The sequence below is a fragment of the Nostoc foliaceum FACHB-393 genome, from assembly GCF_014698505.1.
Classification (GTDB): Bacteria; Cyanobacteriota; Cyanobacteriia; order Cyanobacteriales; family Nostocaceae; genus Nostoc; species Nostoc foliaceum_A.
This window is the reverse complement of sequence record NZ_JACJTD010000027.1, coordinates 75,671-97,562: the sequence shown is the minus strand read 5'-3', so window position 1 is coordinate 97,562 and position 21,892 is coordinate 75,671. Positions and strand designations below refer to the sequence as shown.

Below are 21,892 nucleotides of genomic sequence, written 5' to 3'. Positions count from 1 at the left end.
TTTGATATAGCGTTCTTACCAGTCTGAAGCAGCAATATGGATACAGTTCATTTAAAATCAATATTACTCGCACTAACATCATTACCTCATGAAACAGAGTGGGTTGAATTTAAAGTAAATAATAGTAGCCCAGAAGATATAGGGGAATACTTATCAGCTTTATCTAACTCTGCAACTTTACATGGAAAAAATACCGCTTATATTGTGTGGGGTGTGGATGATATTAGTCACGATATATTAGGTACTAAATTTAAACCTCGGTTAGAAAAAATTGGAAATCAAGAACTAGAAAATTGGCTAGCAACCCAATTATCTCCTCGAATAAACTTTAAAATCTATGAGTTCACTTTTGAAGAAAAAAATATAGTTTTTTTTGAAATACCTAAAGCAAACCATGTTCCTGTTCGCTTCAAAGGAGTTGAGTATATCCGTGTAGGTAGTTACAAACAGTTGCTTAAAGATTTTCTTGAGAAAGAGCGGGAATTATGGGCTTTATTTTCGCTTGAGCCATTTGAAAAAAGTATAGCTTTAGAAAGTTTAGCGGCGGATGAGGTCATAACAAATCTAAATTATCCAGCTTATTTCGATTTGACAAAACAAAGTCTACCAGATAATCGGGATGGCATAATACAACGATTAATCTCCGAAAGACTTATTGTACAAAGAACAGGTAATATCTTTGATGTAACAAATCTAGGAGGTATTCTTTTTGCAAAAGATTTACGAAACTTTGAACGCTTGTCTCGAAAGGCTATTAGAGTAGTAATCTACAAGGGTAAGAATAGGGTTGAGAGCCAGCGAGAGCAAACTGGCATCAAAGGTTATGCTACTGATTTTGAAGGAATGCTAGGGTTTATTAATGACCAACTACCTAAAAATGAGCAGATTGGTCAAGCATTTCGCAGAGAACAACGGATGTACCCAGAACTAGCTATTAGAGAATTAGTTGCGAATGCAATTATTCACCAAGATTTTAATATAAGTGGTACGGGGCCGCTCATTGAAATTTTCACTGATAGAATTGAGATTACTAATCCAGGTGTACCGCTTATTGATACAATGCGGTTTATTGATCAACCACCTCGTTCTCGTAACGAGGATTTAGCTGCTTTTATGCGCCGTATTAACATCTGTGAGGAGCGGGGAAGCGGTATTGATAAAGTTATCCTAATGGTAGAGCTTTTCCAGTTACCTGCCCCCGAATTTCAAGTTACAACTAATCACACAAAAGTCACACTTTTTGCTTATAAGAAGTTGGCCGATATGGACAAAGCTGATCGAGTCCGAGCTTGCTACCAACATGCCTGTTTGCGCTATGTATCCAATGATCGCATGACGAACTCATCACTACGAGAGCGGTTCTCTATCAAAGATGAGAACTACTCAATGGCATCCCGAATCATATCAGACACAATCGATACGGGCTTGATAAAACCTTACGATCCAGAAAATATGTCTCGCAAACATGCTAAGTATGTACCATTCTGGGCATGATTCGTCTTCTACAATTCTTATGTGACTGTCATGTGACTGAATGAGAGGTTATCTGTAAAATTGCAAAATCTTAAATTGCTGAAACTATTAACCAGCTTGGTTTTCAGCTATTTTTTAATTCATTATGCTTATGTGACTGGCATATCCACGCTTGGCTTAGATGAAAGTTAAAAGTAGGAATTGTCTACACTTCTTCTGACGCTTTGCCATTCCTGCACAAAGTATAAAAAATGTGAGCTTTCTTCATACCTCCATTGATTAGGGGGAACACTATCCGCAGTTAGCACATTTTACAATAGGCGTAATTAGTGATGGTATTCAGAAAAAATGTACTTACGTAAAGTGAATACCTTGCTAATGCAATAAATGTTCTTTTTACTACATTCCAGTATTTGCAGGAATAAAAATAGCAAGCCGCCCTTAGGCTTCAACACCACCATCTCCTCCAAGAAATTTAGAGGTCAATAAATCTTTTGACGCTTCACCATTTTTGCAAAAGGCAGGGAACAATGAGTGCATTCGCCTAGCTCCCAATCAGCAGGGATTGGGAATGGTGTCTCACAGTTAGTACATTTTGTTAATAAACCCAACTGGTGGCGATCGCACTCACGCCACATCAACAATAGAAACAACTTTATCATCACCACCATCCGGGGCATATTCCAAAAGCTCACCAGGCTGACAATTCAACGCCCTGCAAATCCCGTTTAAGCGTTCTGGTGTTAATCGCGGCATCTCGTCAACCTTGCGAAGTCTATAAACCGAATTTTCTGTTATCCCTAGCACCTCTGCCAAGTCCTTGTTTCTAACCCGCTTTCGCGCCATCACTTCATTTAATTTCCAACGAATCACTTTATCCAAAGGCATATCACTACATCCTCAGTTTAGTAGCTGCTAGACGTAGATTTCTCTACTTATCAGTATCTATGCTTACAAGTAGATTTATAACATTCTAAGTTTTATTAATCTACACTTGACGTAAATCTACGTGTCACGTAGATTAAGTTATAGAAAAAACAAAAGCGATCGCCACTCCGGGAAGAGACTGCGATCGCCTTTTGCAAAACCCCATTGATGAGGTCATTCACATGATTACACAAGAAGTATTTGATAACCAAAGTTTGGCACAATCCGAGTTCGAGGAATACGTTGAGGAGTTATCTGATGCAGTAGCACCAGAAATTGAAATCGACTCAGTGCCAGATGATCTTGGAGAAATGTACCGAGTTTGGTATGGTTCTCAGCTTCTCGGAACTTTTTATCAAAATTTTGAGGGCAAATGGGTAGCACAACCCTGTAATAGAGATGAAAGACCTTGTTGTAACACTCCTGAGTTAGCACAGATTTTCATCGTCGCTGTCAACGGTTTGCTAGTAGCGGATGTAGCCTAATAACTTTCATGCATTAATTTTCCACTACCTGAAGACGTGAACTTAATCACGTCTTTTTCTTATTTAGAGTTTTTTTAATAGCGCTTCTGACGCTTCACCATTTTTGCAAAAGGCAGGGAACAATGGGTGCATTCCCCTAGCTCCCAATCAGCAGGGATTGGAAATGGTGTCTCACAGTTAGTACATTTTGTTAATAAACCCAACTGGTGGCGATCACACTTCACTTTCTCCTTATATTGCCACTCTATTCGATGACAAGGTTGTTCTGCGTAGCAAGCAGCACATAATTTAATTGGTCGGGGCTTCATCGTGATACCCTTTAAGGGCAAAGTTTGCGTGATTTTTTCAACTTCCACCTCAACAAACTTTGCTAATCCCTCTAATTCTTGTTGAGTTGGGAATGGATTGAGGTAAAGTTTTTTCCATCTTGTTACTATCGCGCCGACTCCGGCTTCCTTACCAATTTGATACCCAGTCAACAAATTAGCCCTTTCAAAGCGACCTAAAAAGTGACTTATACTTTCCCCTGGTAATGGTTCAACTGTATTGATCCAAGTTTCAAAATTATAGATTTCGTTTAACATCTGAGTTTATAATTTTGACGATGTATCTTTTAGCTCGCTAGTAATGAATAATCTCCTTCAATACTCTCTAAAAGCGATTTATCTATTTTGTTAACGCCAGATTCTAATGCTTTAACTGCTGCATCTCTAAGAATTTGATCTAATAATCTAATTTGACCATCTGTTTTTCCCTGTAAAAGAGTTATGATTCCTTGATTACCTGCTAAATTTGATGGCTCAGGTAGTCTCAGAATTTGCTGTTCCCAAATCTTTACCGTTTTTGTGAAGTTGGCTCCTAAAAGTTTTTCAAAACTGAAGTAAGATACAAAACGCCCAGCAACCTGCTCATCTTTACTAATTAAAGTATCTAGTCTACTACTTGTCCCTACCAATATGGGGACAATCTTCACCTTATCAAATAAGTCTCTAACATCTGCGAGTGTTTTAAATTGAAGACGATGAGCTTCATCAATAATCAATATTTCTACTTTACATTGCTTAATGAAATACCATGCTCTTTCTCTTAGTTGATTTTCAGTACCTCCTTTCGCCTTAAATTTTAGAGTTTCAATAATAGTTTTAAATAAAAGCGATGGACTGCAAGAGCTACCCGTTAACTCTATATATAATACGGGAACTACTGGATTTTGATTTTGTATTTTAACCGCTCTATTCTGGTAAGTATAAAATAGAGAAGCTGTCGTTTTGCCCAAACCTGAATCTCCTACTGCCCTACCAGGTTTTCGTAACTTCCGCCTTTCATCTAGCCAAGCACTGAATCTTTTTACTTGTTCAATATTTAAAATATCTGGTTGTCTTAGACGTTCAATTTCTAACTGTATTTCTTCGTTAGTCATAGTTTACAACCCTAATTCTTCACGCAATAATTTGAAATCTACTTTTTCTATTGGCTCATCTGCTTCAGTTTCAAACACTAATCTCTCAATCTGTTCATTTCCCTTCTCTTCATATCTTTGTGGTATAGGCTCTATACGTTCTTGTTCGGCTCGGCGACGTTCAGCTTTAGTCTTACTTTTTTTATGTTTTAAAAAGTTTCTGCGTCTAATTGCTTCTTCTAAAATTGAAACGTTATTGATACCTTTACCACTATTTTCTGCTTTTTTACGTGCGTATTTAACTTCCTCAACTGACAGCCTTTCTGCTTCTAAACCAACAGCATAAGCACGAGCTAAAAATATTTCTTTATTATTTTTGCGACCATACACTAACATCATAGTTATGTCTCTGGGGTCAAACCTTAAGACAACCTTTTCGCCTGCGTAAGCCCCCAAATTCTCTCCCCTGTAACGAAGGCCAGAAAAATTCAGATAGCCATTGTCATACACCACCCGTTCTGCTGCCTTCATTAAGCAAATATCAAGTTCTCTATCGTTCAGCAAAGTAGGAGTCATTTGCAGTCCTTTTTCCCAACGCTCAATCCGACTTTGTTTTGGAGTTAGAGGGTTGGCTTGACTTCGGGCATCAGGCTTTTGGTTATAGCTATCGACGATGTAACCAATAATTAGTTTTTCTAGTTCAGGAAGACTTATACAAGCTTTATCTTCAGCTCCCTCTGGACGGTCTTTAACACTTGACCCCGTGTAACCGGGCATTTCAGAAAGCAGCCCACTCATGGTTCTAAAGGGTCGTTCCACAATGCCGCCATCTGATGGTTGACTTCGCAGGATTGGTTCAAAATCTAATTCGTTAGCAATCCATTCCACTAAATGTTTCGAGCGAAAATCTTTACCACCATCGGTATAAACATATTTAGGTACACCATAAGCACTCCACTTACATCTGAGTTCATACTCCGAGGCGTACCGTTTCGGCATAATTGCATTACGCAGCGCCAAAGCTACAACTTGAGAACTGGGTGCAGCCAAGCCTAGACGCAATCCAACAATGCAGCGAGAGTAACAATCTATAACCGTCGTTAATTGAGGACGGCCTATTTCCTCACCATCCTCATCCACTAATAAAATGTCAGCTTTGGTATGGTCAATTTGCCAAACCTGATTGCTGTACTTAATAGATATTTCTTGACCATCACGGGTTTTAATTATATGTTCGGAACCGTGCCATCCTGGGCTACGGCTAATGCGAGATTTATGCCTTTTCTCCTCAACTGGTTTGAGCCATCTTTCTACTGTTCTAGTGCTGGGAGGTTTTCCATACTTTGACCAATACTTAAATCCTTCTGCTTTTTCCTTTATTTTTATCAGCTTCTTTAACTGCCGATCTAAGTCTTCTCCCCGAAATCCCTGACTTTCTAACCTTGATATTTCTGCTTCTAATTCTTTTTTGGCGAACTCATAAGCTTTAGTCTCAATCTTCTCGGCGACCTGAGTGCGAGTCATGCGATCGCTTCCTTTATTTCCTTGTTTATAAATTTTGAGACTCAAGTTATACCAGTATTCACTTTTTCGCACCTGTCCTTTGTCTGCTCTAGGAACTTCCGCTAAAGCAGCCATACCTTTTTCTTCCCAAGACTTAATCAAACGTCTAACGGTTCGTTCAGATTTACCAAGCTTTTTGGCTGCTTCTTCCAACCTTTTGCCGTAAGTTAGGCGATCGCAAGGTTCACGTAGATTGCGAATTATCTCCAGCTTAAGTCTTTGTTCACCTGAGAGTCTGAGTTTTGAGTCCTCTAAAAATCTCTGATCTAAAAACTCAACAGATTTGTCTTCTTCTACAGAGTTATCATTTTCACTCAATGGCTCAACTTCCATTGAAAAGTCGAGTGTGTCTGTATACTCGTCATCCGAGAGGAAGCTGTCTTGATCTTCTAGTTCAAATTGGTCATCTACATCTAAAGGACTCATAGATGTGATTTTTCATTAATTATTTGGGTACATTTATACTACTATGAAGCTGCGAAGAATTGACATTTAATTCTTCGCTAAATTAAGAATTGTCATCTAATTAGTCGAAAAACTTAAAAAAAGACGCTTAATTTGTCGCCAAAGCTTGAATTAGCTTTCTACGCATTTAATTCCCAAAAGCCTTGATATATAGGGATTCGTAGTTAATAAAGTCTTTTGACAAATAATTTGTCGCTCTGGTCAAATAATTTGTCGCTCTACAAAAACACCTGCAATGTCATTTGTATTACAAATAAATATTTTAGGATTGTGAAATAGGTTACAAAAAAATATTTAATTTAGACTTTTTAATATTTTAATTAATGCCAAAATCGCTACATTACGAGAATAATTTACTGCTAAATAAGTAACTTTTAAAATTTTAATTATTATTGTTTTGACAATTCATAAAAATTTACTTAAGCTAAAAGATAGGTTAAGCAAATCAACAAACGACAGCGATTTGGTTTAGCTACATCAAAAATTGCTGTTGCAGACTATTGGCATGAGGAAATTAATCGCAACCAAAATTATTTCCCGTAGGCAAGTTTACTAGATTTGTCTACCAAAAGCTAAGACATGATTAAGCGTATTGCACCGCGCAGATATTGAACAGATTCTAGTCAATTATGGATAGATACTTGTGGTGATGTTAGCGAGTATCCATCGATTATTGAAGTTTGACCAAAGTGCGGTAGATATGTCCAGGAGAAACAATGCTTGAGTATTTGACATCTTTGAACGACCACAATTTACCCTATCCAGATACGATTCATCCCATCGTTGTCCACTTCGTAATTGCGATGGTATTGTTTTCCTTTTTCTGCGATGTCGTTGGCTATTTTACTGGTAAAACCAGTCTTTTTGAAGTGAGTTGGTGGAATATGTTAGTTGCGACGATCGCCATCTTCGTCGCGATCATTTTTGGTCAGTTTGAAGCAGGTTTAGCACAGCCTTACAGCCTCGCTAAATCAGTGCTGAATTTACATACGCTGATTGGCTGGTCGCTTTCGGGAATCATCACGGCGATTACAGCTTGGCGCTATGTAATTCGTGCCCGCAACCCGCAAAAAATATCAATTTATTATTTGGGAGCCGGGTTAATTTTGACCCTGATAGTTGGCTTGCAGGTATATCTCGGAGATGAACTTGTTTGGGTGTATGGATTGCATACAGTGCCAGTTGTGGAAGCAGTAAAGGATGGTCTGTTGCGATGAACTCAGAATTAATTGATCAATTGAGCGGCTCTCTAGGCGCAAACGGATTACCTTACACAATTCCCATTCATCCTAACTTAGTCCATCTGACAATAGGTTTGTTCATCATTGGAATGACCTTTGATATTGTCGGTGTTCTGTTCCCCTTTGAAAAATGGGTCTTCAAATTTTTAGCAATTACTGTGGAACGTGACAACTTATTTGATGTTGGCTGGTACAACATGCTAGGTGCCAGCATCATCACATTTTTCACAGTGGCAGCAGGCTTTTATGAAATGCTGTTGGCAACACCACCAGCTGATATGAAAAGTGCCTGGGGATTGCAGGCAATGGAAACTATGCTTTGGCATGGTGTGGGTGGTGTGTTCTTGTTAGCGTTGATTGTTGTCCTGACCATTTGGAGAGGATGGCAGCGCTTCGTTTGGGCCAAACAAGAATATAAACAGACAGATAGAGAAGTGCAATGGATCTATCTGTTGGCAGGCATAGCAATCATGTTCATTCTGTACGTCCACGGGACACTAGGGGCGCAAATGGCTGCCGAGTTTGGCGTACACAATACAGCAGATAATTTGCTGCGATCGCACCAAGACCTCAATACAACACTCAAGTAAGTATTAGTCATTTGACTAATGACCAATGACCAATGACTAATGACTAATGACTAATGACCATGAAAATCCAGAAGATTTTAAATATTTTGACGCTGCTTACAGGCGCGATCGCAGTGACTATTACCAGTCTCTGGATTGGGAAGCAGGCTTACTCCTGGCTTCCCCCCCAAGCAGCAGCCGAATCCCTACTAATTGATGATTTGATTAGCTTCTTAGTAACCCTCGGTTCCTTCATCTTCTTGGGAGTAACAAGTACTTTAATGTATTCTGTGATCTTCCATCGGGCTATCAAAGATGATTTCACCGACGGCCCTCCAATTGAAGGTAATATCACCCTAGAAGTTGTCTGGACAGCAATCCCAATTCTGTTAGTCTTGTGGATTGCAGGCTACAGCTATCAAGTTTATGAACAAATGGGAATTCAAGGCCCATCGGAAATAGTTCACCTGCATAATCCGTTGGGAATGGAATCGGCTTATGCAGAACCAAAAGATGCCCCAGCTAACGGTTTAGCAGAACCTGTAGAAAAAATCGACGTACTAGCTAAACAGTGGGCGTGGGTTTTTCATTATCCCGAAAGAGATATTACCAGTACCGAATTGCATTTACCAAGCGATCGCCGGATACGTTTAGCGCTGAAATCCCAAGACGTTCTCCACGGCTTTTATATACCTGCATTTCGCCTTAAGCAGGATATTATTCCCAACCATGCGATCGACTTTGAATTTACTCCCATCCGCGCTGGCAAATATCGATTGACCGATTCCCAATATAGCGGTACATACTTTGCGACGATGCAGGCGAATGTGGTTGTCGAATCTCCTGAAGATTATCAGCAGTGGCTAGCACAAGCTGCAACCCAAAAGCCATCCGTTGCAAAAAATCAGGCGGCTTCTGAGTATGCCCAAACATCCAATCAATCAGTCCAAACTGGTTGGGTTACAGTTCCACCTGCTGCACCTCCTCTAGTCAATTCACCTGGTTGAAAGGAAAGTAACCATGACTAATGTTCCTATTGAAGGTATGCTTCTCCCTAATGAGAAGCCTAACCACGAATCTCCAACTAACTGGAAAGAATACTTCAGCTTTAGTACTGACCACAAGGTAATTGGTATCCAGTATCTCGTTACTTCATTTTTCTTCTTTCTCATCGGCGGTATCTTTGCGATGGTGATGCGGGGAGAACTGATGACACCCGAATCAGATTTAGTCGATCGCACCGTCTACAACGGTATGTTCACCATGCACGGCACTGTGATGCTGTTTTTGTGGACATTTCCCTCACTCGTTGGTTTTGCCAACTATTTAGTACCCCTGATGATTGGGGCGCGAGATATGGCATTTCCCCGCCTCAACGCCGTTGCCTTTTGGATGGTGCCAGTAGTCGGCATTATCATGATGGGTAGCTTCTTTGTCCCTGGTGGCCCAGCCCAAGCGGGTTGGTGGTCTTATCCACCAGTCAGTCTTCAGAATCCCACAGGTAACTTGATTAATGGTCAAGTTCTCTGGCTCTTAGCGGTGGCAATATCCGGCGTATCCTCAATTATGGGGGCAGTGAACTTTGTCACCACAATCGTGAAGATGCGGGCCCCAGGAATGGGTTTCTTCAAAATGCCGTTGTTTGTCTGGGCAGTATTTAGCGCCCAAATCATCCAACTATTCGGACTACCTGCATTGACAGCAGGTGCGGTGATGCTACTACTCGACCTCACAGCAGGAACTGCCTTTTTCGATCCTGCCAAGGGTGGTAATCCAGTAATGTTTGAGCATTACTTCTGGTTTTACTCCCACCCCGCCGTTTACGTGATTATTTTGCCCATCTTCGGCATTTTCTCGGAAATCTTTCCAGTTTATTCACGTAAACCCTTATTTGGGTACAAAGTAGTTGCCGTTTCATCCATCTTGATTGCCGTAGTTAGCGGTATTGTTTGGGTACACCACATGTACGTCAGTGGTACACCCGGCTGGATGCGGTTGATTTTCATGCTGACGACGATGTTTGTATCTGTCCCCACAGGAATTAAAGTATTTGCTTGGGTAGCAACTATTTGGGGCGGTAAACTGCGGCTAACTACCCCCATGCTGTTTGCCCTTGGTGCATTAGTTATGTTTGTCTTCGCTGGCATCACAGGCATTATGCTTTCCTCAGTGCCAGTTGATGTCCACGTTAACAATACTTACTTTGTAGTGGGACACTTCCACTACGTCCTCTACGGCACTGTGACGATGGGCTTGTATGCTGCCATCTATCACTGGTTCCCCAAAATGACTGGGCGGATGTACTCCGAAAGCTGGGGTAAAATCCATTTCTGGTTAGCTTTCATCGGCACTAACCTCAACTTTTTGCCCATGCACCCATTAGGATTGCAAGGGATGTTACGCCGAGTCGCTTCCTACGCCCCAGAGTACACATCCTGGAATATCATCGCCAGCCTGGGCGGATTCCTATTAGGAATGTCCACCTTGCCCTTCATATTCAACATGGTGATTTCTTGGATGCAAGGCGAGAAAGCACCCGCTAACCCTTGGCGGGCAATCGGACTTGAGTGGTTAGTTTCTTCACCCCCCCCAGTAGAAAACTTTGAAGAAATCCCCATCATCATCTCCGAACCCTACGGCTACGGCAAATCGGAACCCTTGACAGCTAACCTCTCAGAATAACCCAAGGCTATCCTACCGTATACACACAAATCTTTTAGGTTACTCCGTAACTTAGGGTAAGTTAATTTTTGCAGGTCGATGTAACAAACTTGCAGGTCGATGTAACAAACTTGCAGGTCGATGCAACAAAGGTGCAGGTCAATGCAATAAAGGTGCAGGTCAATGCAATAAAGGTGCAGGTCAATGCAATAAAGGTGCAGGTCAATGCAATAAAGGTGCAGGTCAATGCAATAAAGGTGCAGGTCAATGCAATAAAGGTGCAGGTCGATGCAATAAAGGTGCAGGTCAATGCAATAGAGGTAAGGTCAAAAGACTTGTGTGTATACCGTAATCCCGTTCAGTTAAGCTTTTTTCTCTCCCCCTGCCTGCCTTAACAGATAAATTTTCTTAACCCAAGCGTATTGGTGTATACCGTAGCACAACGAACTACGTCTCCTTTGCGTTTTAATTTCAACCCTCAAGCTAAAAGCAAAACTCCACCAATGGACAGTTATATCAATTCAGATGAATTGCAGCACACAGCCGCAGAACATACCCACGACGAAGAAGGCAACAAGATGTTTGGCTTCATTGTCTTCCTCCTCTCAGAAAGCGTCATTTTCTTGAGTTTTTTCGCCGGATATGCCATCTACAAAACAACAACCCCTAACTGGCTACCAGCTGGTGTTTCTGGATTAGAAGTAAAAGAACCGACAATCAATACAATAATTCTTGTCGCCAGTAGCTTTGTAATTTACTTAGCAGAACGCGCCCTTCAACGCCACGACTTAGTGAAATTTCGCCTGTTTCTCTTAGCAACAATGGCGATGGGAACTTACTTTTTGGTTGGACAAGCGATTGAATGGAACGGCCTCGATTTTGGCTTCACTTCAGGGGTATTTGGTGGAACGTTTTACCTGCTAACAGGTTTCCACGGTTTGCACGTTTTCACTGGCATTCTGTTGCAGTCGATTATTTTGGTACGTTCTTTCATCCCTGGCAACTACGACACAGGGCACTTTGGTGTGAATGCAACTTCACTGTTTTGGCACTTCGTCGATGTTATCTGGATTATTTTGTTTATCCTCATCTACGTTTGGCAGTAAATGAGAATGAGGGAGAAATTACTCCCTCTACTTATTTTCTCTCTAGACTAATTCAATTAATGATGAAGTAAAGACGCGATGAATCGCGTCTCTACAAATGGTCTATTTGTCGTATTCTTTTTTAAATTGGTATTAGACTAAATAACTCGTATTTGGCACGATCGCAAAGAAAGCATACTCATACCAAGCAGTCCAAATAAAACTGCGAATCCATCGCTGGCGCTTTTCGGGACTCAATTCATATTCAAACGCGCCACTAGATACATCAATGGAAGATAGGTGAGAGTTACAACCACAGCCGTGTTGATAAGTAAAACCGTATTTAGAAGCAATACTTTGCACCTTCATCTGAATCGCAAATACCTTACCTGCATGGAGTATGGCATCCCAAGCCCGTTTGTGTTCGATATCGCGCTGATCAAATCTTAAGGCGCGTTCTTCAAAAACATGATCGCGGTAAATCGGCGCTAGATGCACATGATAGAAACTGGCAGGTAGTTCATAACCAAACTCGTTGAACAAATCTATGCCAATGCGAGCGACTTTTACCTCATCAGCATACTCTGTCCCTTTTAACTCCACATTACGGAGAATTTCTGTAAAGTTTGGATAGCTGTGTTTGAGAAAGTCTTGCCCAAAAAACTCTAGGGTTTCCCATGCCAGTTGTGTAAATAGCTGGGAGAATGACGGTATTAAGTGAGCTAGTTGGGGGCGATCGCTAAACAAGTCAACATCACCATGCTCTAATTTATATAAGAACAACTGTGCCATCTCAACATAGCTTTGGGGATGAGAAAGTCCGACACTCGTGGTTCCTCTAGCAATGTCTTGCCATGTAGAAGGTAGTTGAGAAACGTGAACCGCATTTTCTCCAGCAATGACTGCAACAGGAGGACATTCGAGAAGCTGCATCGACAATCTCCTTTAAGGCTTTAATGTATAATTTACCTTAAGTGATGTCTAGCGACAAGCCGCTGACGCTCCTTCCCTGCGAGACGCTACGCGAACGTCGCTACCGCTTCGCTAATGCGTCTACGCTGTATCTATCTTCTGAACACAATTAAAAATGTTTGACAGACTGTCTTTTGACAGCAATGTCTACGACGGGCTGCACCTACACAACTTTATTCATAATATTTTTGCTGAAAAATACTTAGTGCTAATTTGAATACACTTTTAGTTAGATTCTCTCTATATTTCCGGTTAAATTCACCTAATTCAAAAGACCTGGATTTTAAGCACCAGCTATTTTCTTATATAGTTTTTCACCTTTGACTATCTCTTCATAGTGCTGTTCATAAGGGGTAAACCGGATTGATTCTTGTTTTCCTAATCCCAAGATGCCAAAGGTGCAGAGACTATTATAAAACAGTTCGTGTACCCGCTTTTGAAGTACCTGATTGAAATATATCAGGACATTACGACAAAGGATGACATTAAACTCATTAAAAGAGCTATCAGTTGCTAAATTATGCTGGGCGAAAACAACATTTTCTCTTAGAGATGCTCGAAAAATCGCATTGTCATAAGCTGCTGTATAATATTCTGAAAATGACTTCTTACCGCCTGCTTTCAGGTAAAGATGAGTATATTCTTGCATCATTTTCAGGGAAAAAATACCACTTTTGGCACTTTGTAATACTTTCTCATTAGTATCAGTGGCATATATGCGACAACGGTGATAAAGTCCTTCTTCTTGCAGAATAATCGCCATTGAGTAAACTTCTTCACCGGTAGAGCATCCAGCGTGCCATATGCGAATAAATGGATAAGTTTGCAAGAAGGGGATAACTTGATTTCTGAAGGTGTTATAAAAGCTGGGATCACGAAACATTGATGTTACGTTTACCGTCAGAGCAAGTAAAAATCTTTCCAAATAAGCACGGTTGTGGAGTAACTGTTCTTGTAATGCAGAAACATTTGCGAACCCTTCTAATTGCATGAAGCTCTGAATGCGGCGCTTGAGTGAGGAAAGAGCATAATTGCGAAAGTCATAACCATAGTATTGATATACACCTTCTAACAGCAGATGTATTTCTATATCCTCCAAGGTAGGCTTGGGCAAAGTCATAGTACGAATTAGCATATATGTTGAGCCAGTTATTTAAATATGCTGGCAATACAACGAGTTAAACTGCTTGGGGTTAGCCAAACAAATATTTCCCAAAATACCTGATGGAAAAAAATTATTCCCACTTTAGGCTGTCAGGGTTTTTAGAACCCAAATGCATCTTACGCCGAAATGAGCCTACTGGATCTATTAGATTGAATAATGGTGCTACTTATGGGTTTCAGTTTAACCTAGCGGCTGTTACTCCTAAAACAGCGATCGCTATGATTGAAATCCCAGCGAGCAATCTTACCTGATAGCGCAGATTTTTAACCTCTTGGCTCAGATTTTCTCTCTGTGGTATGGAGTATGGTTGAAGTTCTGCAACTTCAATAGGTACTTCTTGGGCTATATTTTGGATACTTCCAAAAGTTACCTGCAAATGTAGCCAATTAGTAATGAGTTGAGGACAGTTTTTTTTAAACCAATTTAAAGCCAAAGTTCTAAAAACTGGTTTGGACATTCGGGCAATTAATTTCATCACCCTGTTGACGGGTTTCAGGCGAAGCTTTTGGTTGATCAGATTGACTGAGCCAACGTCATAGAGACAATCCAGAATTAGCTTCACAGTGGCTTCTTCACTGTTAATCAAGTTTTGCAGTAAAAGCAGAACATCGTGCATACGCTCTGCTTCAATAACCTTTTCTGCCAAGGTTTCTGGAGAATTTACTGAAGGACTTACGGTTGTATTTAAGGCGTTTTGTCTTACTATCGTCATATTAGTAACATAGCAGCCATAATAATATAAGTACACCTATCTACCGAGAGAAAGATTTTTTATCTAGAGAAATAATCTAAAAGCCAAAATTTGTTCGTGAGACACATGATTATATCGTGTCTGTAAAAAAGCCATTTGTCTAGTTCTTATGAAACTTTTATCTACTTATGGGTAAATAAAATTTTTTATTGAGATACTAATACCTCAATTTGTGCAACGATCCGTTCAATTCCTCAATGATTACAGTGCTTCTAGTCTGCGGGACGGCATCTACAAGCGTCCGATAATACCAAATAGTTACTCATTTTCCCCCTGAAAATTCAGGAGCAAAGCCAGAGACGCTCCGTTTCCGGTTAGGAGAACTCCACCAAATAAAGCGTTTGTGCCAATTTTATAACAAACTACTCCAGACGCAGAGGTCGCCAAGGATCAAAGGAGTACAGAGCTAAAATTGAAATATCTATCAAGCTTGCTATGGCATTATCATGACCAGCGAAAAAATAACGGTGCAGTCTTTGTATACTGTCACTGATGAAGAATTAATGCTGATCAGTTCGCAAAATCCAGAACTGCGGTTTGAACGCAATGCTAATGGAACTTTAGAAACTATGCCTCCAACTGGTGGAATTTCTGGTAATCGAGAAATAAAAGCAGGAGCCTATCTGTTCAATTGGGTAGAAAGTCAGGAGCTTGGTGAAGTTTTTAGGCCGATTACTGGTTTTAAATTAGCAAATACGGCAGTGCGATCACCTGATGCTGCTTTTGTTGCTAAAGGACGCTTACCAGAAGGTTGGGATCAACAAGAGGACAAATTTATTAACTTAGCACCAGATTTTGCAATTGAAATTCGTTCTAAAAATGACAGCTTGACAAAACTCAAAGCCAAAATGGAAGAATATATTAGCAATGGTGTTCAGTTAGGATGGTTAATTGATAGTAAAAATCAGCAAGCTTTAGTTTATCGACGAGATGGTTCAATTACTCAATATCTAGCTACGGCAATATTAAGCGGTGAAGATGTTGTGCCTGGGTTTATATTGCCTTTGAAAAAATTATTGTAAAAACGCTACCTCCGGCTGGCTAAACCTAAGCACTTTATCCAAAATTAATATGATAATGTGTCAATCCAAAATTCGATTCTAAAGTAGGTTGCGAAATTTTTTATTAAATAGATTTAAGCGAAAATTTATAAAAAATAATATAACTAGTAAATTTTTTATATTTAAATCTTTCTTTTGAGTGAAATCTGACTAAAAACTTCTGTGCATATACGGCTTAAAAACTCTGGATAGAAAAGCAAAACTTTCTATTCATTATAAATAATGTAATTATACTTGTGGATAGACAATATTTAAGCCTATATTCCATCGCTAGATAGATAAAAAGCTGACGCTAATTTATTAAATTAGCTCAAGGATATGCTATTAAAAGTAGGAGTTAATATAATAATGCCAGACAATCCTGGTTTAGGAGAGCAAGCCCTGAATAAAGCCGCAGAAATAGGATTATCTAGCCAATTAGATGAAGTAAAAAATTTAGATGTAGACATCAAAACAGACCCGCTTAAACTTGTTCAAGGGGAGGTAGATGCAGTAACAATTGAAGGCGAAGGTTTGGTGATGCAGAAAGACCTCCGCATGGAGGAGCTGGAGATGCAAATGACTAGTGTTGCCATTAATCCTTTGAATGTGGCTTTTGGCAAAATTGAACTCACTAAACCTACTGAAGCTAATGCACGGGTTGTATTAACTGAAGGTGATATCAATCGCGCCTTCAACTCTGAATATGTGCGATCGCAACTGCAAAGTCAAAAAATCCACGTTAACGGCGAACTGAGGACTATTGAACCTCAACATGTAGATTTTCGACTACCTGGTGATGGGAAAGTGGCATTAAATGCCAGCATAAAATTATTAGAAACAGGTGAAAATCAGCAAGTTGCTTTTGCCGCAGTACCCAGGATCAGCGGTAATGGGAAAACTGTTACTCTGGAAAATGTCGAGTATGGCGAAAGTGAGGAAATGTCGCCAGAGCTGACAAAAGCTTTGATAGATCAAACTAGCGAAATTTTGAATTTGAGTAACTTTGATTTAGAAGGAATGAGTCTGCAAGTTAACCAACTAAAAGTAGAAGTAGGCAAACTAACCCTACAAGCTGAAGCTTATGTTGAAAAAATTCCTTCAGCTTAACAATATAGGACACTAATAAATTCAGGATACTAATAATGGAAACTACAGACACAACGCAAACAAGTTCAACACCTTTCCCAAATATTCCACCAGTTATTGAAAGTAACGACAGTGAGTATCGGGATACGGGCGTACCTAGTACAGTTGCGATCGCAGGACATCCCCTACACCCCCTGAGCGTAATCTTTCCCATCGCCTTCTTAGCCGCAGCCTTGGGAAGTGATATCGGCTACTGGTTAACTCGTGATTTCTTTTGGGCTAGGGCTTCGCTATGGTTAATCGGACTCGGATTAGCTGGAGGCTTACTCGCTGCTGCGATCGGTCTGAGCGACTTTTTGAAAATTGAACGAGTTCGCAAGCGCACTGCCGGTTGGGCGCATTTGATACTTAACGTTTCTATCCTGGTTTTATCACTCGTCAACTTTCTCCTGCGTTGGGGCGACGCTGAATCCCGAATAGTACCTTGGGGACTGTTAATCTCGCTGGTTGTTGGTACACTAACCAGCATTTCCGGCTGGTTCGGTGCCGAACTCTCCTATCGCCACAAAATCGGTGTAGTGGGCGCAGGTAGCAGAAGATATCCATAACTAAGATAAATCGTAATGACGCTCTCTACGAGACGCTGCGCGTAGCTTGCTTCCCTGTAAGGGTACGCGGACTCGCTACCGCTACGCTAACGTAATTCGTAATTAAATTAACATTCAATATTACGAATTATTGAGAAACGACTATGCAAAGGCTAAAATTTTGCTTAGTCTTTAAGCCTGATAAAATGCGCCGAAACCGTAATCAAACAATATTTATTATTCTTTCTGTGCTCATCGTTGTACCGATGGGCTTTTTCTTTAAGTATTACACTGGGCCTGCCCATCAGTGGTTTAATGACTACGGAGGAGACATACTTTACGAAATATTTTGGTGTCTTTTTGGATTTTGGTTTTTCAGAAGTCGGGCGGCGATTATCCAAATTCCTATATTGGTTTTTATTATCACTTGTATACTAGAATTCTTGCAACTTTGGCATCCGCCACTATTAGAGGAGATTCGCACCACTTTTATAGGTAAATTGTTACTTGGTACTACCTTTGTTTGGTGGGATTTTCCTCATTATGCATTGGGTTGTGTTTTAGGTTGGTTGTGGCTGCGACAATTACATAAAATAGGTTATGCAAAAAAAAGTCAAGGTTAAACCTAATTCAAAACAGCAAAAAATTGAAGAACAACCTGATGGCAGTTTGACTGTGTATTTAAAATCGCCCCCAGTAGATGGTAAGGCTAATGAAGAATTAATTAAACTTCTAGCAAAGAAATTTGATGTAGCTAAATCTGATATCAGAATTAAGTCAGGTTTGTCCTCTCGGCAAAAGCTGATAGAAATTGATACAGATATCTAGTTGCTGCTTAGTAATATCTTCTGGGAAGACTCTGCCTCCTGCTGAGTGTGAGGCGATGTCCAACCCAATACCTCCTCTACCAGAGCCAAGAAATGAGAGATACAAACTCGCAAAATCGACTTTTTATGCTTGTGTAATACTGATATAGCTTGGTTGAGCTTTGACTCTTTCTATCCAAGCTTGGATAGCAGGAAATTGTGTTAAATCGAACCCACCTTCGTGCGCTACATGAGTGTAAGCGAACAAGGCGATATCAGCAATTGTGTAACGCTCTCCTACAAAAAAAGTGTGAGAAGTTAAGTGTTTTTCCATCAGGTTAAGTGCTGCATAAGCTGGCTCACGTTTTTGCTTTATAGCTTCACTATATTCTTCAGTTTTACCTAAAATAGAAATCCAAAATCTGGATGTCGCAATAAAAGGTTCATGGCTATACTGTTCAAAACATAACCATTGCAGTACTTGCGCTCGTAAAAAGCGGTCATAGGGTAAAAATTCTGTACCTTCACTCAGATATACCAATATGGCATTTGATTCTGCCAAGTATTTCCCTGGCTCGATTTCCAGAGTAGGTATCTTTCCGTTGGGATTCTTACTTAAAAATTCTGGTGTGCGAGTCTCGCCTTTCAAAATGTTAAGCTCTACCCTCTCAAAAGGCATACCTAGTTGTGTCAATAAAAGACGTATCTTATAACCATTACCAGAAGGTAAAAAATCGTACAAACGCAGTAGTTCCATGCTAAAATGCAGTTATGAATATGTTGAACAGTAGAGGTTCAAAATACAATATCTTACCAAAAGATTTTCCTAAAACCGGATAATTTTTTTGAATATTGAGCTTCTGAGTACTATAGAAAATTATCTGAAAAAATAAAAAAATATTATTGCTTTCTAGATTGAGATGTTTAGTTTTGTCAGTGGTTGAGACTAAAAGTATGTGTGGAAGATTTACTCTAAACCAGTCAGCAGAAGCTTTAGCTCAAGTTTTCCATGTCGAGCCAGTTGTGGATTTAGCAGCCGGATATAACATCGCACCTACGCAAATGGTGGCAACAGTATTGCAAAATCCTGAAAGCGAAAAGCGTGAATTTAAGCAGTTGCATTGGGGATTAATTCCGTCATGGGCGAAAGATGCAGGAATGGGGGCAAAGCTGATTAACGCTAGGGCAGAAACTGTTGCCGAAAAACCCGCTTTTCGTTCGGCTTTTAAGCATCGACGCTGTTTAGTGATAGCTGATGGCTTTTATGAGTGGCAACGGCAACAAGGCAAAAAGCAGCCATTTTATTTTCGCCTTCAAGATGGGCAACCCTTCGGCTTCGCAGGTTTGTGGGAGAAATGGCGTTCGCCTGCTAACGAAGAAATAATCTCTTGTACAATTTTGACAACGGCAGCTAACGAATTACTCCAACCTATCCACGAACGGATGCCAGTGATTCTAGAGCCACAAGATTACGATTTATGGCTAGATTCCCAAGTGCAAACGCCCCAAACCCTACAGCAGCTATTGCTTCCCTATCCAGCGCCAGCAATGACTGCGTATCCAGTTAGCACCTTGGTAAACAACTCTCGGCATAATAGTCCAGAGTGCATCATCCCACTCAGTGAGAAGAATGCCCCCACAAATCAGTTAAATTAGCTATTGAGTGGACTGGGGATTAGATGATGAGGGAAGAGCTTTTCCAATACCTAATACCCAGTCCTCATCGCCCCTTATTCCCAGAGGGGCCTCAAGTTCCCCAATCCCCAGACACAACTATGCCAAGAACACAAAAGAACGATAATTTTGTTGACAAATCCTTTACAGTGATGGCGGATATTATTCTGAAGATTCTGCCAACCAACAAAAAAGCTAAAGAAGCGTTTGTTTATTATCGAGATGGCATGTCAGCCCAAGCAGAAGGGGAATATGCTGAAGCATTGGAATATTATGAAGAAGCTCTAACACTAGAAGAAGATACCAACGATCGCGGCTATATTCTCTACAATATGGGGCTAATCTATGCCAGCAATGGCGACCACAACAAAGCTTTAGAACTGTATCACCAGGCAGTTGAGTTAAACCCACGTATGCCCCAAGCCTTGAACAACATCGCTGTGATTTATCACTACCAAGGCGAAAAGGAGAAAGAAGCTGGAGATAACGAGGCTGGCGAAGCACTCTTTGACCAAGCAGCAGACTATTGGATTCGAGCTATTCGCATGGCTCCCAATAACTACATCGAAGCCCAAAACTGGTTGAAAACCACCGGGCGATCGCAAATTGACGTATTCTTCTAAAAATGATGAGTTAGGAACTATGAATCATTCACTCCTAACTCCTCACTCCTGTACAGACGCGATTAATCGCGTCTCTCCTAAATCCTAACTAAAAAATATGATTGACCAAGAACAAGTTCATAAAGTAGCTAATCTTGCTCGTTTAGAGTTGACTCCAGAAGAAGAGGAACAATTCACTACCCAGTTAGGAAGTATTCTGGATTATATTCAACAGTTGGATGAGCTTGATGTTAGTAATGTGCCTCCAACAACACGAGCGATTGATGTCAGCAACATCACACGAGAGGATGAATTGCAACCTTATCCTGACCGGGAAAGCATCCTCAACAGTGCACCTGAACAGGAAGGCGAATTTTTCAAAGTTCCAAAAATCCTCAACAGCAATGAATAAATAAAAAGACTGAAGAGCCGAGAAAATCATTGCAACAAAATTCAAGATTAGGTCGAAAATCCCCATGAGTAAAGTATTCGTATATGCCGAGTATCAAGTATCTATTCCTTTCAGTCAGATTGACTGGGTTCCAATCAATATAGAAATGAAAAAATTTCCAGGATTGAGGTCTAAAACTTGGTTAAATGGTGTAAACAATAATACTATTGGTGGTTTTTATGAATTTGATTCTGTAGAGAATGCACAAAATTATATTGATGGCTTATTGATTCCATTTACAAAACAGGTAAATGGAAATCTTACTGTTAAGCTTTTCGATGGTCATGCAACTAAAGAAGCCAGTATAGGCATGAGTTCTCCTTTCTATGCGGCAGATTCTCAATAATTCTCCATTGCATGAATTCATCATGCCTCTATTTGGTGGTGTTGAAGAATAATTCAGAATCCAGGAATCAGCAATTTTGATGTTCACAGACTCCTTGGCTCTAGTCTATCGGTAGGGAATTCAGACCCGCCACTACGAAATTTGACCATCAAATCCTATGATTTGATGGGAGTGCAAAAACGCCCTTTATTCAGATAGTCTTTACAAGGCGTTGCGCTATCCTTTTTTTCATTCAAAATACCTAACTAAATTTTGTTTTGATAAAAATCCAGATAAATTTGATTACAAACATAAGTACACATACAGAAACATGAATGGGAAAATGAGTATAAGTTAATTCTTTTTTGGCTGTCGGCAAAAATTTAAAAACGTTGATTTTGCTAAAACAACCTTAATAAGGTATAAATACTCAAAGCCACTATATACCAGTAGAATTTAATTAGTTTATTTGCCCATACAGTTGAGCCAGTCCAGTAACCCTAATACTATTGGTTTTTGGGTCGATGCTCGATTCAGTCCCAAAGTTCCGAAATTTGGGCAT

At 40.2% G+C, this 21,892-nt stretch carries 25 protein-coding genes; 17 read left to right on the top strand and 8 right to left on the bottom strand.

The genetic code is table 11. The features are described from left to right. Window positions 1–36 precede the first annotated feature (36 nt). The gene (locus H6G92_RS21725) at window positions 37–1,494 is read left to right on the top strand and encodes an ATP-binding protein (RefSeq protein ID WP_190895669.1); all 1,458 of its coding nucleotides are present in this window, start codon (window positions 37–39) and stop codon (window positions 1,492–1,494) included. A 606-nt stretch (window positions 1,495–2,100) separates the two neighbouring features. Here H6G92_RS21725 and H6G92_RS21720 read toward each other — a convergent pair. Next, the gene (locus tag H6G92_RS21720; protein ID WP_242059265.1) at window positions 2,101–2,319 is read right to left on the bottom strand and encodes a helix-turn-helix domain-containing protein; all 219 of its coding nucleotides are present in this window, start codon (window positions 2,317–2,319) and stop codon (window positions 2,101–2,103) included. A gap of 263 nt (window positions 2,320–2,582) precedes the next feature. Here H6G92_RS21720 and H6G92_RS21715 point away from each other — a divergent pair, with 263 nt between their 5' ends. Further along, window positions 2,583–2,885, top strand: a complete 303-nt coding sequence (locus H6G92_RS21715) for a hypothetical protein (protein WP_190895667.1) — start codon at window positions 2,583–2,585, stop codon at window positions 2,883–2,885. A gap of 74 nt (window positions 2,886–2,959) precedes the next feature. On the opposite strand, the gene H6G92_RS21710 is transcribed toward H6G92_RS21715, so the two are convergent. From H6G92_RS21710 to H6G92_RS21700, 3 genes are read right to left on the bottom strand one after another with little or no spacing between them, the layout of a single operon-like run. Then, a complete protein-coding gene (locus H6G92_RS21710) occupies window positions 2,960–3,469 on the bottom strand; it encodes a TniQ family protein (protein ID WP_190895666.1) in 510 nt (169 codons plus the stop codon). A 29-nt stretch (window positions 3,470–3,498) separates the two neighbouring features. Beyond that, entirely contained in the window at window positions 3,499–4,305 is an 807-nt protein-coding gene (locus H6G92_RS21705) for a TniB family NTP-binding protein (RefSeq protein WP_190895665.1), read from the bottom strand. A 3-nt stretch (window positions 4,306–4,308) separates the two neighbouring features. Continuing rightward, entirely contained in the window at window positions 4,309–6,273 is a 1,965-nt protein-coding gene (locus tag H6G92_RS21700; protein WP_190895664.1) for a Mu transposase C-terminal domain-containing protein, read from the bottom strand. 755 nt (window positions 6,274–7,028) lie between these two features. On the opposite strand from H6G92_RS21700, the gene H6G92_RS21695 reads away from it, so the two are divergent. The 6 genes from H6G92_RS21695 to H6G92_RS21670 all read left to right on the top strand — a co-directional run bounded on the left by H6G92_RS21695 (window position 7,029) and on the right by H6G92_RS21670 (window position 11,889). Continuing rightward, complete coding sequence (locus tag H6G92_RS21695) at window positions 7,029–7,529, top strand: DUF2231 domain-containing protein (protein WP_190895663.1); 501 nt, start codon at window positions 7,029–7,031, stop codon at window positions 7,527–7,529. Then, window positions 7,526–8,143, top strand: a complete 618-nt coding sequence (locus H6G92_RS21690; RefSeq protein ID WP_190727991.1) for a DUF2231 domain-containing protein — start codon at window positions 7,526–7,528, stop codon at window positions 8,141–8,143. The genes H6G92_RS21695 and H6G92_RS21690 overlap by 4 nt, the downstream gene beginning before the upstream one ends. Before the next feature lie 59 nt (window positions 8,144–8,202). After that, entirely contained in the window at window positions 8,203–9,129 is a 927-nt protein-coding gene (locus tag H6G92_RS21685; protein ID WP_190895678.1) for a cytochrome c oxidase subunit II, read from the top strand. Between the two features lie 13 nt (window positions 9,130–9,142). Next, window positions 9,143–10,804 (top strand): cytochrome c oxidase subunit I, encoded by a 1,662-nt coding sequence (gene ctaD / locus H6G92_RS21680; RefSeq protein ID WP_190895662.1) that lies wholly within the window; start codon window positions 9,143–9,145, stop codon window positions 10,802–10,804. 68 nt (window positions 10,805–10,872) lie between these two features. Further along, entirely contained in the window at window positions 10,873–11,178 is a 306-nt protein-coding gene (locus H6G92_RS21675; protein ID WP_190895661.1) for a hypothetical protein, read from the top strand. Window positions 11,179–11,286: 108 nt separating this feature from the next. Continuing rightward, the gene (locus H6G92_RS21670) at window positions 11,287–11,889 is read left to right on the top strand and encodes a cytochrome c oxidase subunit 3 (protein ID WP_190895660.1); all 603 of its coding nucleotides are present in this window, start codon (window positions 11,287–11,289) and stop codon (window positions 11,887–11,889) included. Between the two features lie 132 nt (window positions 11,890–12,021). Here H6G92_RS21670 and H6G92_RS21665 read toward each other — a convergent pair whose 3' ends face one another. The 3 genes from H6G92_RS21665 to H6G92_RS21655 all read right to left on the bottom strand — a co-directional run bounded on the left by H6G92_RS21665 (window position 12,022) and on the right by H6G92_RS21655 (window position 14,717). After that, a complete protein-coding gene (locus tag H6G92_RS21665) occupies window positions 12,022–12,801 on the bottom strand; it encodes a hypothetical protein (RefSeq protein ID WP_190895659.1) in 780 nt (259 codons plus the stop codon). 322 nt (window positions 12,802–13,123) lie between these two features. Continuing rightward, on the bottom strand, window positions 13,124–13,960 hold the full coding sequence (locus H6G92_RS21660) for a CheR family methyltransferase (protein ID WP_190895677.1): 837 nt from the start codon (window positions 13,958–13,960) through the stop codon (window positions 13,124–13,126). Between the two features lie 220 nt (window positions 13,961–14,180). Further along, entirely contained in the window at window positions 14,181–14,717 is a 537-nt protein-coding gene (locus H6G92_RS21655; protein ID WP_190895658.1) for a hypothetical protein, read from the bottom strand. A gap of 485 nt (window positions 14,718–15,202) precedes the next feature. On the opposite strand from H6G92_RS21655, the gene H6G92_RS21650 reads away from it, so the two are divergent. The 5 genes from H6G92_RS21650 (at window position 15,203) to H6G92_RS21630 (ending at window position 18,300) form a co-directional block, all read left to right on the top strand. Continuing rightward, entirely contained in the window at window positions 15,203–15,778 is a 576-nt protein-coding gene (locus tag H6G92_RS21650) for a Uma2 family endonuclease (protein ID WP_190895657.1), read from the top strand. A 387-nt stretch (window positions 15,779–16,165) separates the two neighbouring features. Beyond that, entirely contained in the window at window positions 16,166–16,906 is a 741-nt protein-coding gene (locus H6G92_RS21645) for an LmeA family phospholipid-binding protein (protein ID WP_190895656.1), read from the top strand. Between the two features lie 35 nt (window positions 16,907–16,941). After that, window positions 16,942–17,493 (top strand): DUF2231 domain-containing protein, encoded by a 552-nt coding sequence (locus H6G92_RS21640; protein ID WP_190895655.1) that lies wholly within the window; start codon window positions 16,942–16,944, stop codon window positions 17,491–17,493. Window positions 17,494–17,678: 185 nt separating this feature from the next. Beyond that, on the top strand, window positions 17,679–18,095 hold the full coding sequence (locus H6G92_RS21635) for a ribosomal maturation YjgA family protein (protein WP_190895676.1): 417 nt from the start codon (window positions 17,679–17,681) through the stop codon (window positions 18,093–18,095). Then, on the top strand, window positions 18,073–18,300 hold the full coding sequence (locus H6G92_RS21630; protein WP_190895654.1) for a DUF167 domain-containing protein: 228 nt from the start codon (window positions 18,073–18,075) through the stop codon (window positions 18,298–18,300). Before H6G92_RS21635 ends, H6G92_RS21630 begins: the two co-directional genes overlap by 23 nt. Before the next feature lie 123 nt (window positions 18,301–18,423). Here H6G92_RS21630 and H6G92_RS21625 read toward each other — a convergent pair whose 3' ends face one another. Continuing rightward, entirely contained in the window at window positions 18,424–19,035 is a 612-nt protein-coding gene (locus H6G92_RS21625) for a glutathione S-transferase family protein (protein WP_190895653.1), read from the bottom strand. 197 nt (window positions 19,036–19,232) lie between these two features. On the opposite strand from H6G92_RS21625, the gene H6G92_RS21620 reads away from it, so the two are divergent. From H6G92_RS21620 to H6G92_RS21605, 4 genes are all read left to right on the top strand, one after another. Continuing rightward, entirely contained in the window at window positions 19,233–19,934 is a 702-nt protein-coding gene (locus H6G92_RS21620) for an SOS response-associated peptidase (RefSeq protein WP_190895652.1), read from the top strand. 119 nt (window positions 19,935–20,053) lie between these two features. Next, window positions 20,054–20,575, top strand: a complete 522-nt coding sequence (locus H6G92_RS21615; protein ID WP_100902961.1) for a photosystem I assembly protein Ycf3 — start codon at window positions 20,054–20,056, stop codon at window positions 20,573–20,575. Between the two features lie 97 nt (window positions 20,576–20,672). Next, complete coding sequence (gene gatC / locus H6G92_RS21610) at window positions 20,673–20,966, top strand: Asp-tRNA(Asn)/Glu-tRNA(Gln) amidotransferase subunit GatC (protein WP_190895651.1); 294 nt, start codon at window positions 20,673–20,675, stop codon at window positions 20,964–20,966. Between the two features lie 64 nt (window positions 20,967–21,030). Beyond that, entirely contained in the window at window positions 21,031–21,351 is a 321-nt protein-coding gene (locus H6G92_RS21605) for a YdhR family protein (RefSeq protein WP_190895650.1), read from the top strand. The last annotated feature ends 541 nt before the right edge of the window (window positions 21,352–21,892 follow it).

What these genes read in the sequence shown, in the direction of transcription:
- H6G92_RS21725 (WP_190895669.1), top strand. Translation starts at nt 37, where the DNA reads ATGGATACAGTTCATTTAAAATCAATATTACTCGCACTAACATCATTA.
- H6G92_RS21720 (WP_242059265.1), bottom strand. Translation starts at nt 2,319, where the DNA reads ATGGCGCGAAAGCGGGTTAGAAACAAGGACTTGGCAGAGGTGCTAGGG.
- H6G92_RS21715 (WP_190895667.1), top strand. Translation starts at nt 2,583, where the DNA reads ATGATTACACAAGAAGTATTTGATAACCAAAGTTTGGCACAATCCGAG.
- H6G92_RS21710 (WP_190895666.1), bottom strand. Translation starts at nt 3,469, where the DNA reads ATGTTAAACGAAATCTATAATTTTGAAACTTGGATCAATACAGTTGAA.
- H6G92_RS21705 (WP_190895665.1), bottom strand. Translation starts at nt 4,305, where the DNA reads ATGACTAACGAAGAAATACAGTTAGAAATTGAACGTCTAAGACAACCA.
- H6G92_RS21700 (WP_190895664.1), bottom strand. Translation starts at nt 6,273, where the DNA reads ATGAGTCCTTTAGATGTAGATGACCAATTTGAACTAGAAGATCAAGAC.
- H6G92_RS21695 (WP_190895663.1), top strand. Translation starts at nt 7,029, where the DNA reads ATGCTTGAGTATTTGACATCTTTGAACGACCACAATTTACCCTATCCA.
- H6G92_RS21690 (WP_190727991.1), top strand. Translation starts at nt 7,526, where the DNA reads ATGAACTCAGAATTAATTGATCAATTGAGCGGCTCTCTAGGCGCAAAC.
- H6G92_RS21685 (WP_190895678.1), top strand. Translation starts at nt 8,203, where the DNA reads ATGAAAATCCAGAAGATTTTAAATATTTTGACGCTGCTTACAGGCGCG.
- ctaD (WP_190895662.1), top strand. Translation starts at nt 9,143, where the DNA reads ATGACTAATGTTCCTATTGAAGGTATGCTTCTCCCTAATGAGAAGCCT.
- H6G92_RS21670 (WP_190895660.1), top strand. Translation starts at nt 11,287, where the DNA reads ATGGACAGTTATATCAATTCAGATGAATTGCAGCACACAGCCGCAGAA.
- H6G92_RS21665 (WP_190895659.1), bottom strand. Translation starts at nt 12,801, where the DNA reads ATGCAGCTTCTCGAATGTCCTCCTGTTGCAGTCATTGCTGGAGAAAAT.
- H6G92_RS21660 (WP_190895677.1), bottom strand. Translation starts at nt 13,960, where the DNA reads ATGACTTTGCCCAAGCCTACCTTGGAGGATATAGAAATACATCTGCTG.
- H6G92_RS21655 (WP_190895658.1), bottom strand. Translation starts at nt 14,717, where the DNA reads ATGACGATAGTAAGACAAAACGCCTTAAATACAACCGTAAGTCCTTCA.
- H6G92_RS21650 (WP_190895657.1), top strand. Translation starts at nt 15,203, where the DNA reads ATGACCAGCGAAAAAATAACGGTGCAGTCTTTGTATACTGTCACTGAT.
- H6G92_RS21645 (WP_190895656.1), top strand. Translation starts at nt 16,166, where the DNA reads ATGCCAGACAATCCTGGTTTAGGAGAGCAAGCCCTGAATAAAGCCGCA.
- H6G92_RS21640 (WP_190895655.1), top strand. Translation starts at nt 16,942, where the DNA reads ATGGAAACTACAGACACAACGCAAACAAGTTCAACACCTTTCCCAAAT.
- H6G92_RS21635 (WP_190895676.1), top strand. Translation starts at nt 17,679, where the DNA reads ATGCGCCGAAACCGTAATCAAACAATATTTATTATTCTTTCTGTGCTC.
- H6G92_RS21630 (WP_190895654.1), top strand. Translation starts at nt 18,073, where the DNA reads ATGCAAAAAAAAGTCAAGGTTAAACCTAATTCAAAACAGCAAAAAATT.
- H6G92_RS21625 (WP_190895653.1), bottom strand. Translation starts at nt 19,035, where the DNA reads ATGGAACTACTGCGTTTGTACGATTTTTTACCTTCTGGTAATGGTTAT.
- H6G92_RS21620 (WP_190895652.1), top strand. Translation starts at nt 19,233, where the DNA reads ATGTGTGGAAGATTTACTCTAAACCAGTCAGCAGAAGCTTTAGCTCAA.
- H6G92_RS21615 (WP_100902961.1), top strand. Translation starts at nt 20,054, where the DNA reads ATGCCAAGAACACAAAAGAACGATAATTTTGTTGACAAATCCTTTACA.
- gatC (WP_190895651.1), top strand. Translation starts at nt 20,673, where the DNA reads ATGATTGACCAAGAACAAGTTCATAAAGTAGCTAATCTTGCTCGTTTA.
- H6G92_RS21605 (WP_190895650.1), top strand. Translation starts at nt 21,031, where the DNA reads ATGAGTAAAGTATTCGTATATGCCGAGTATCAAGTATCTATTCCTTTC.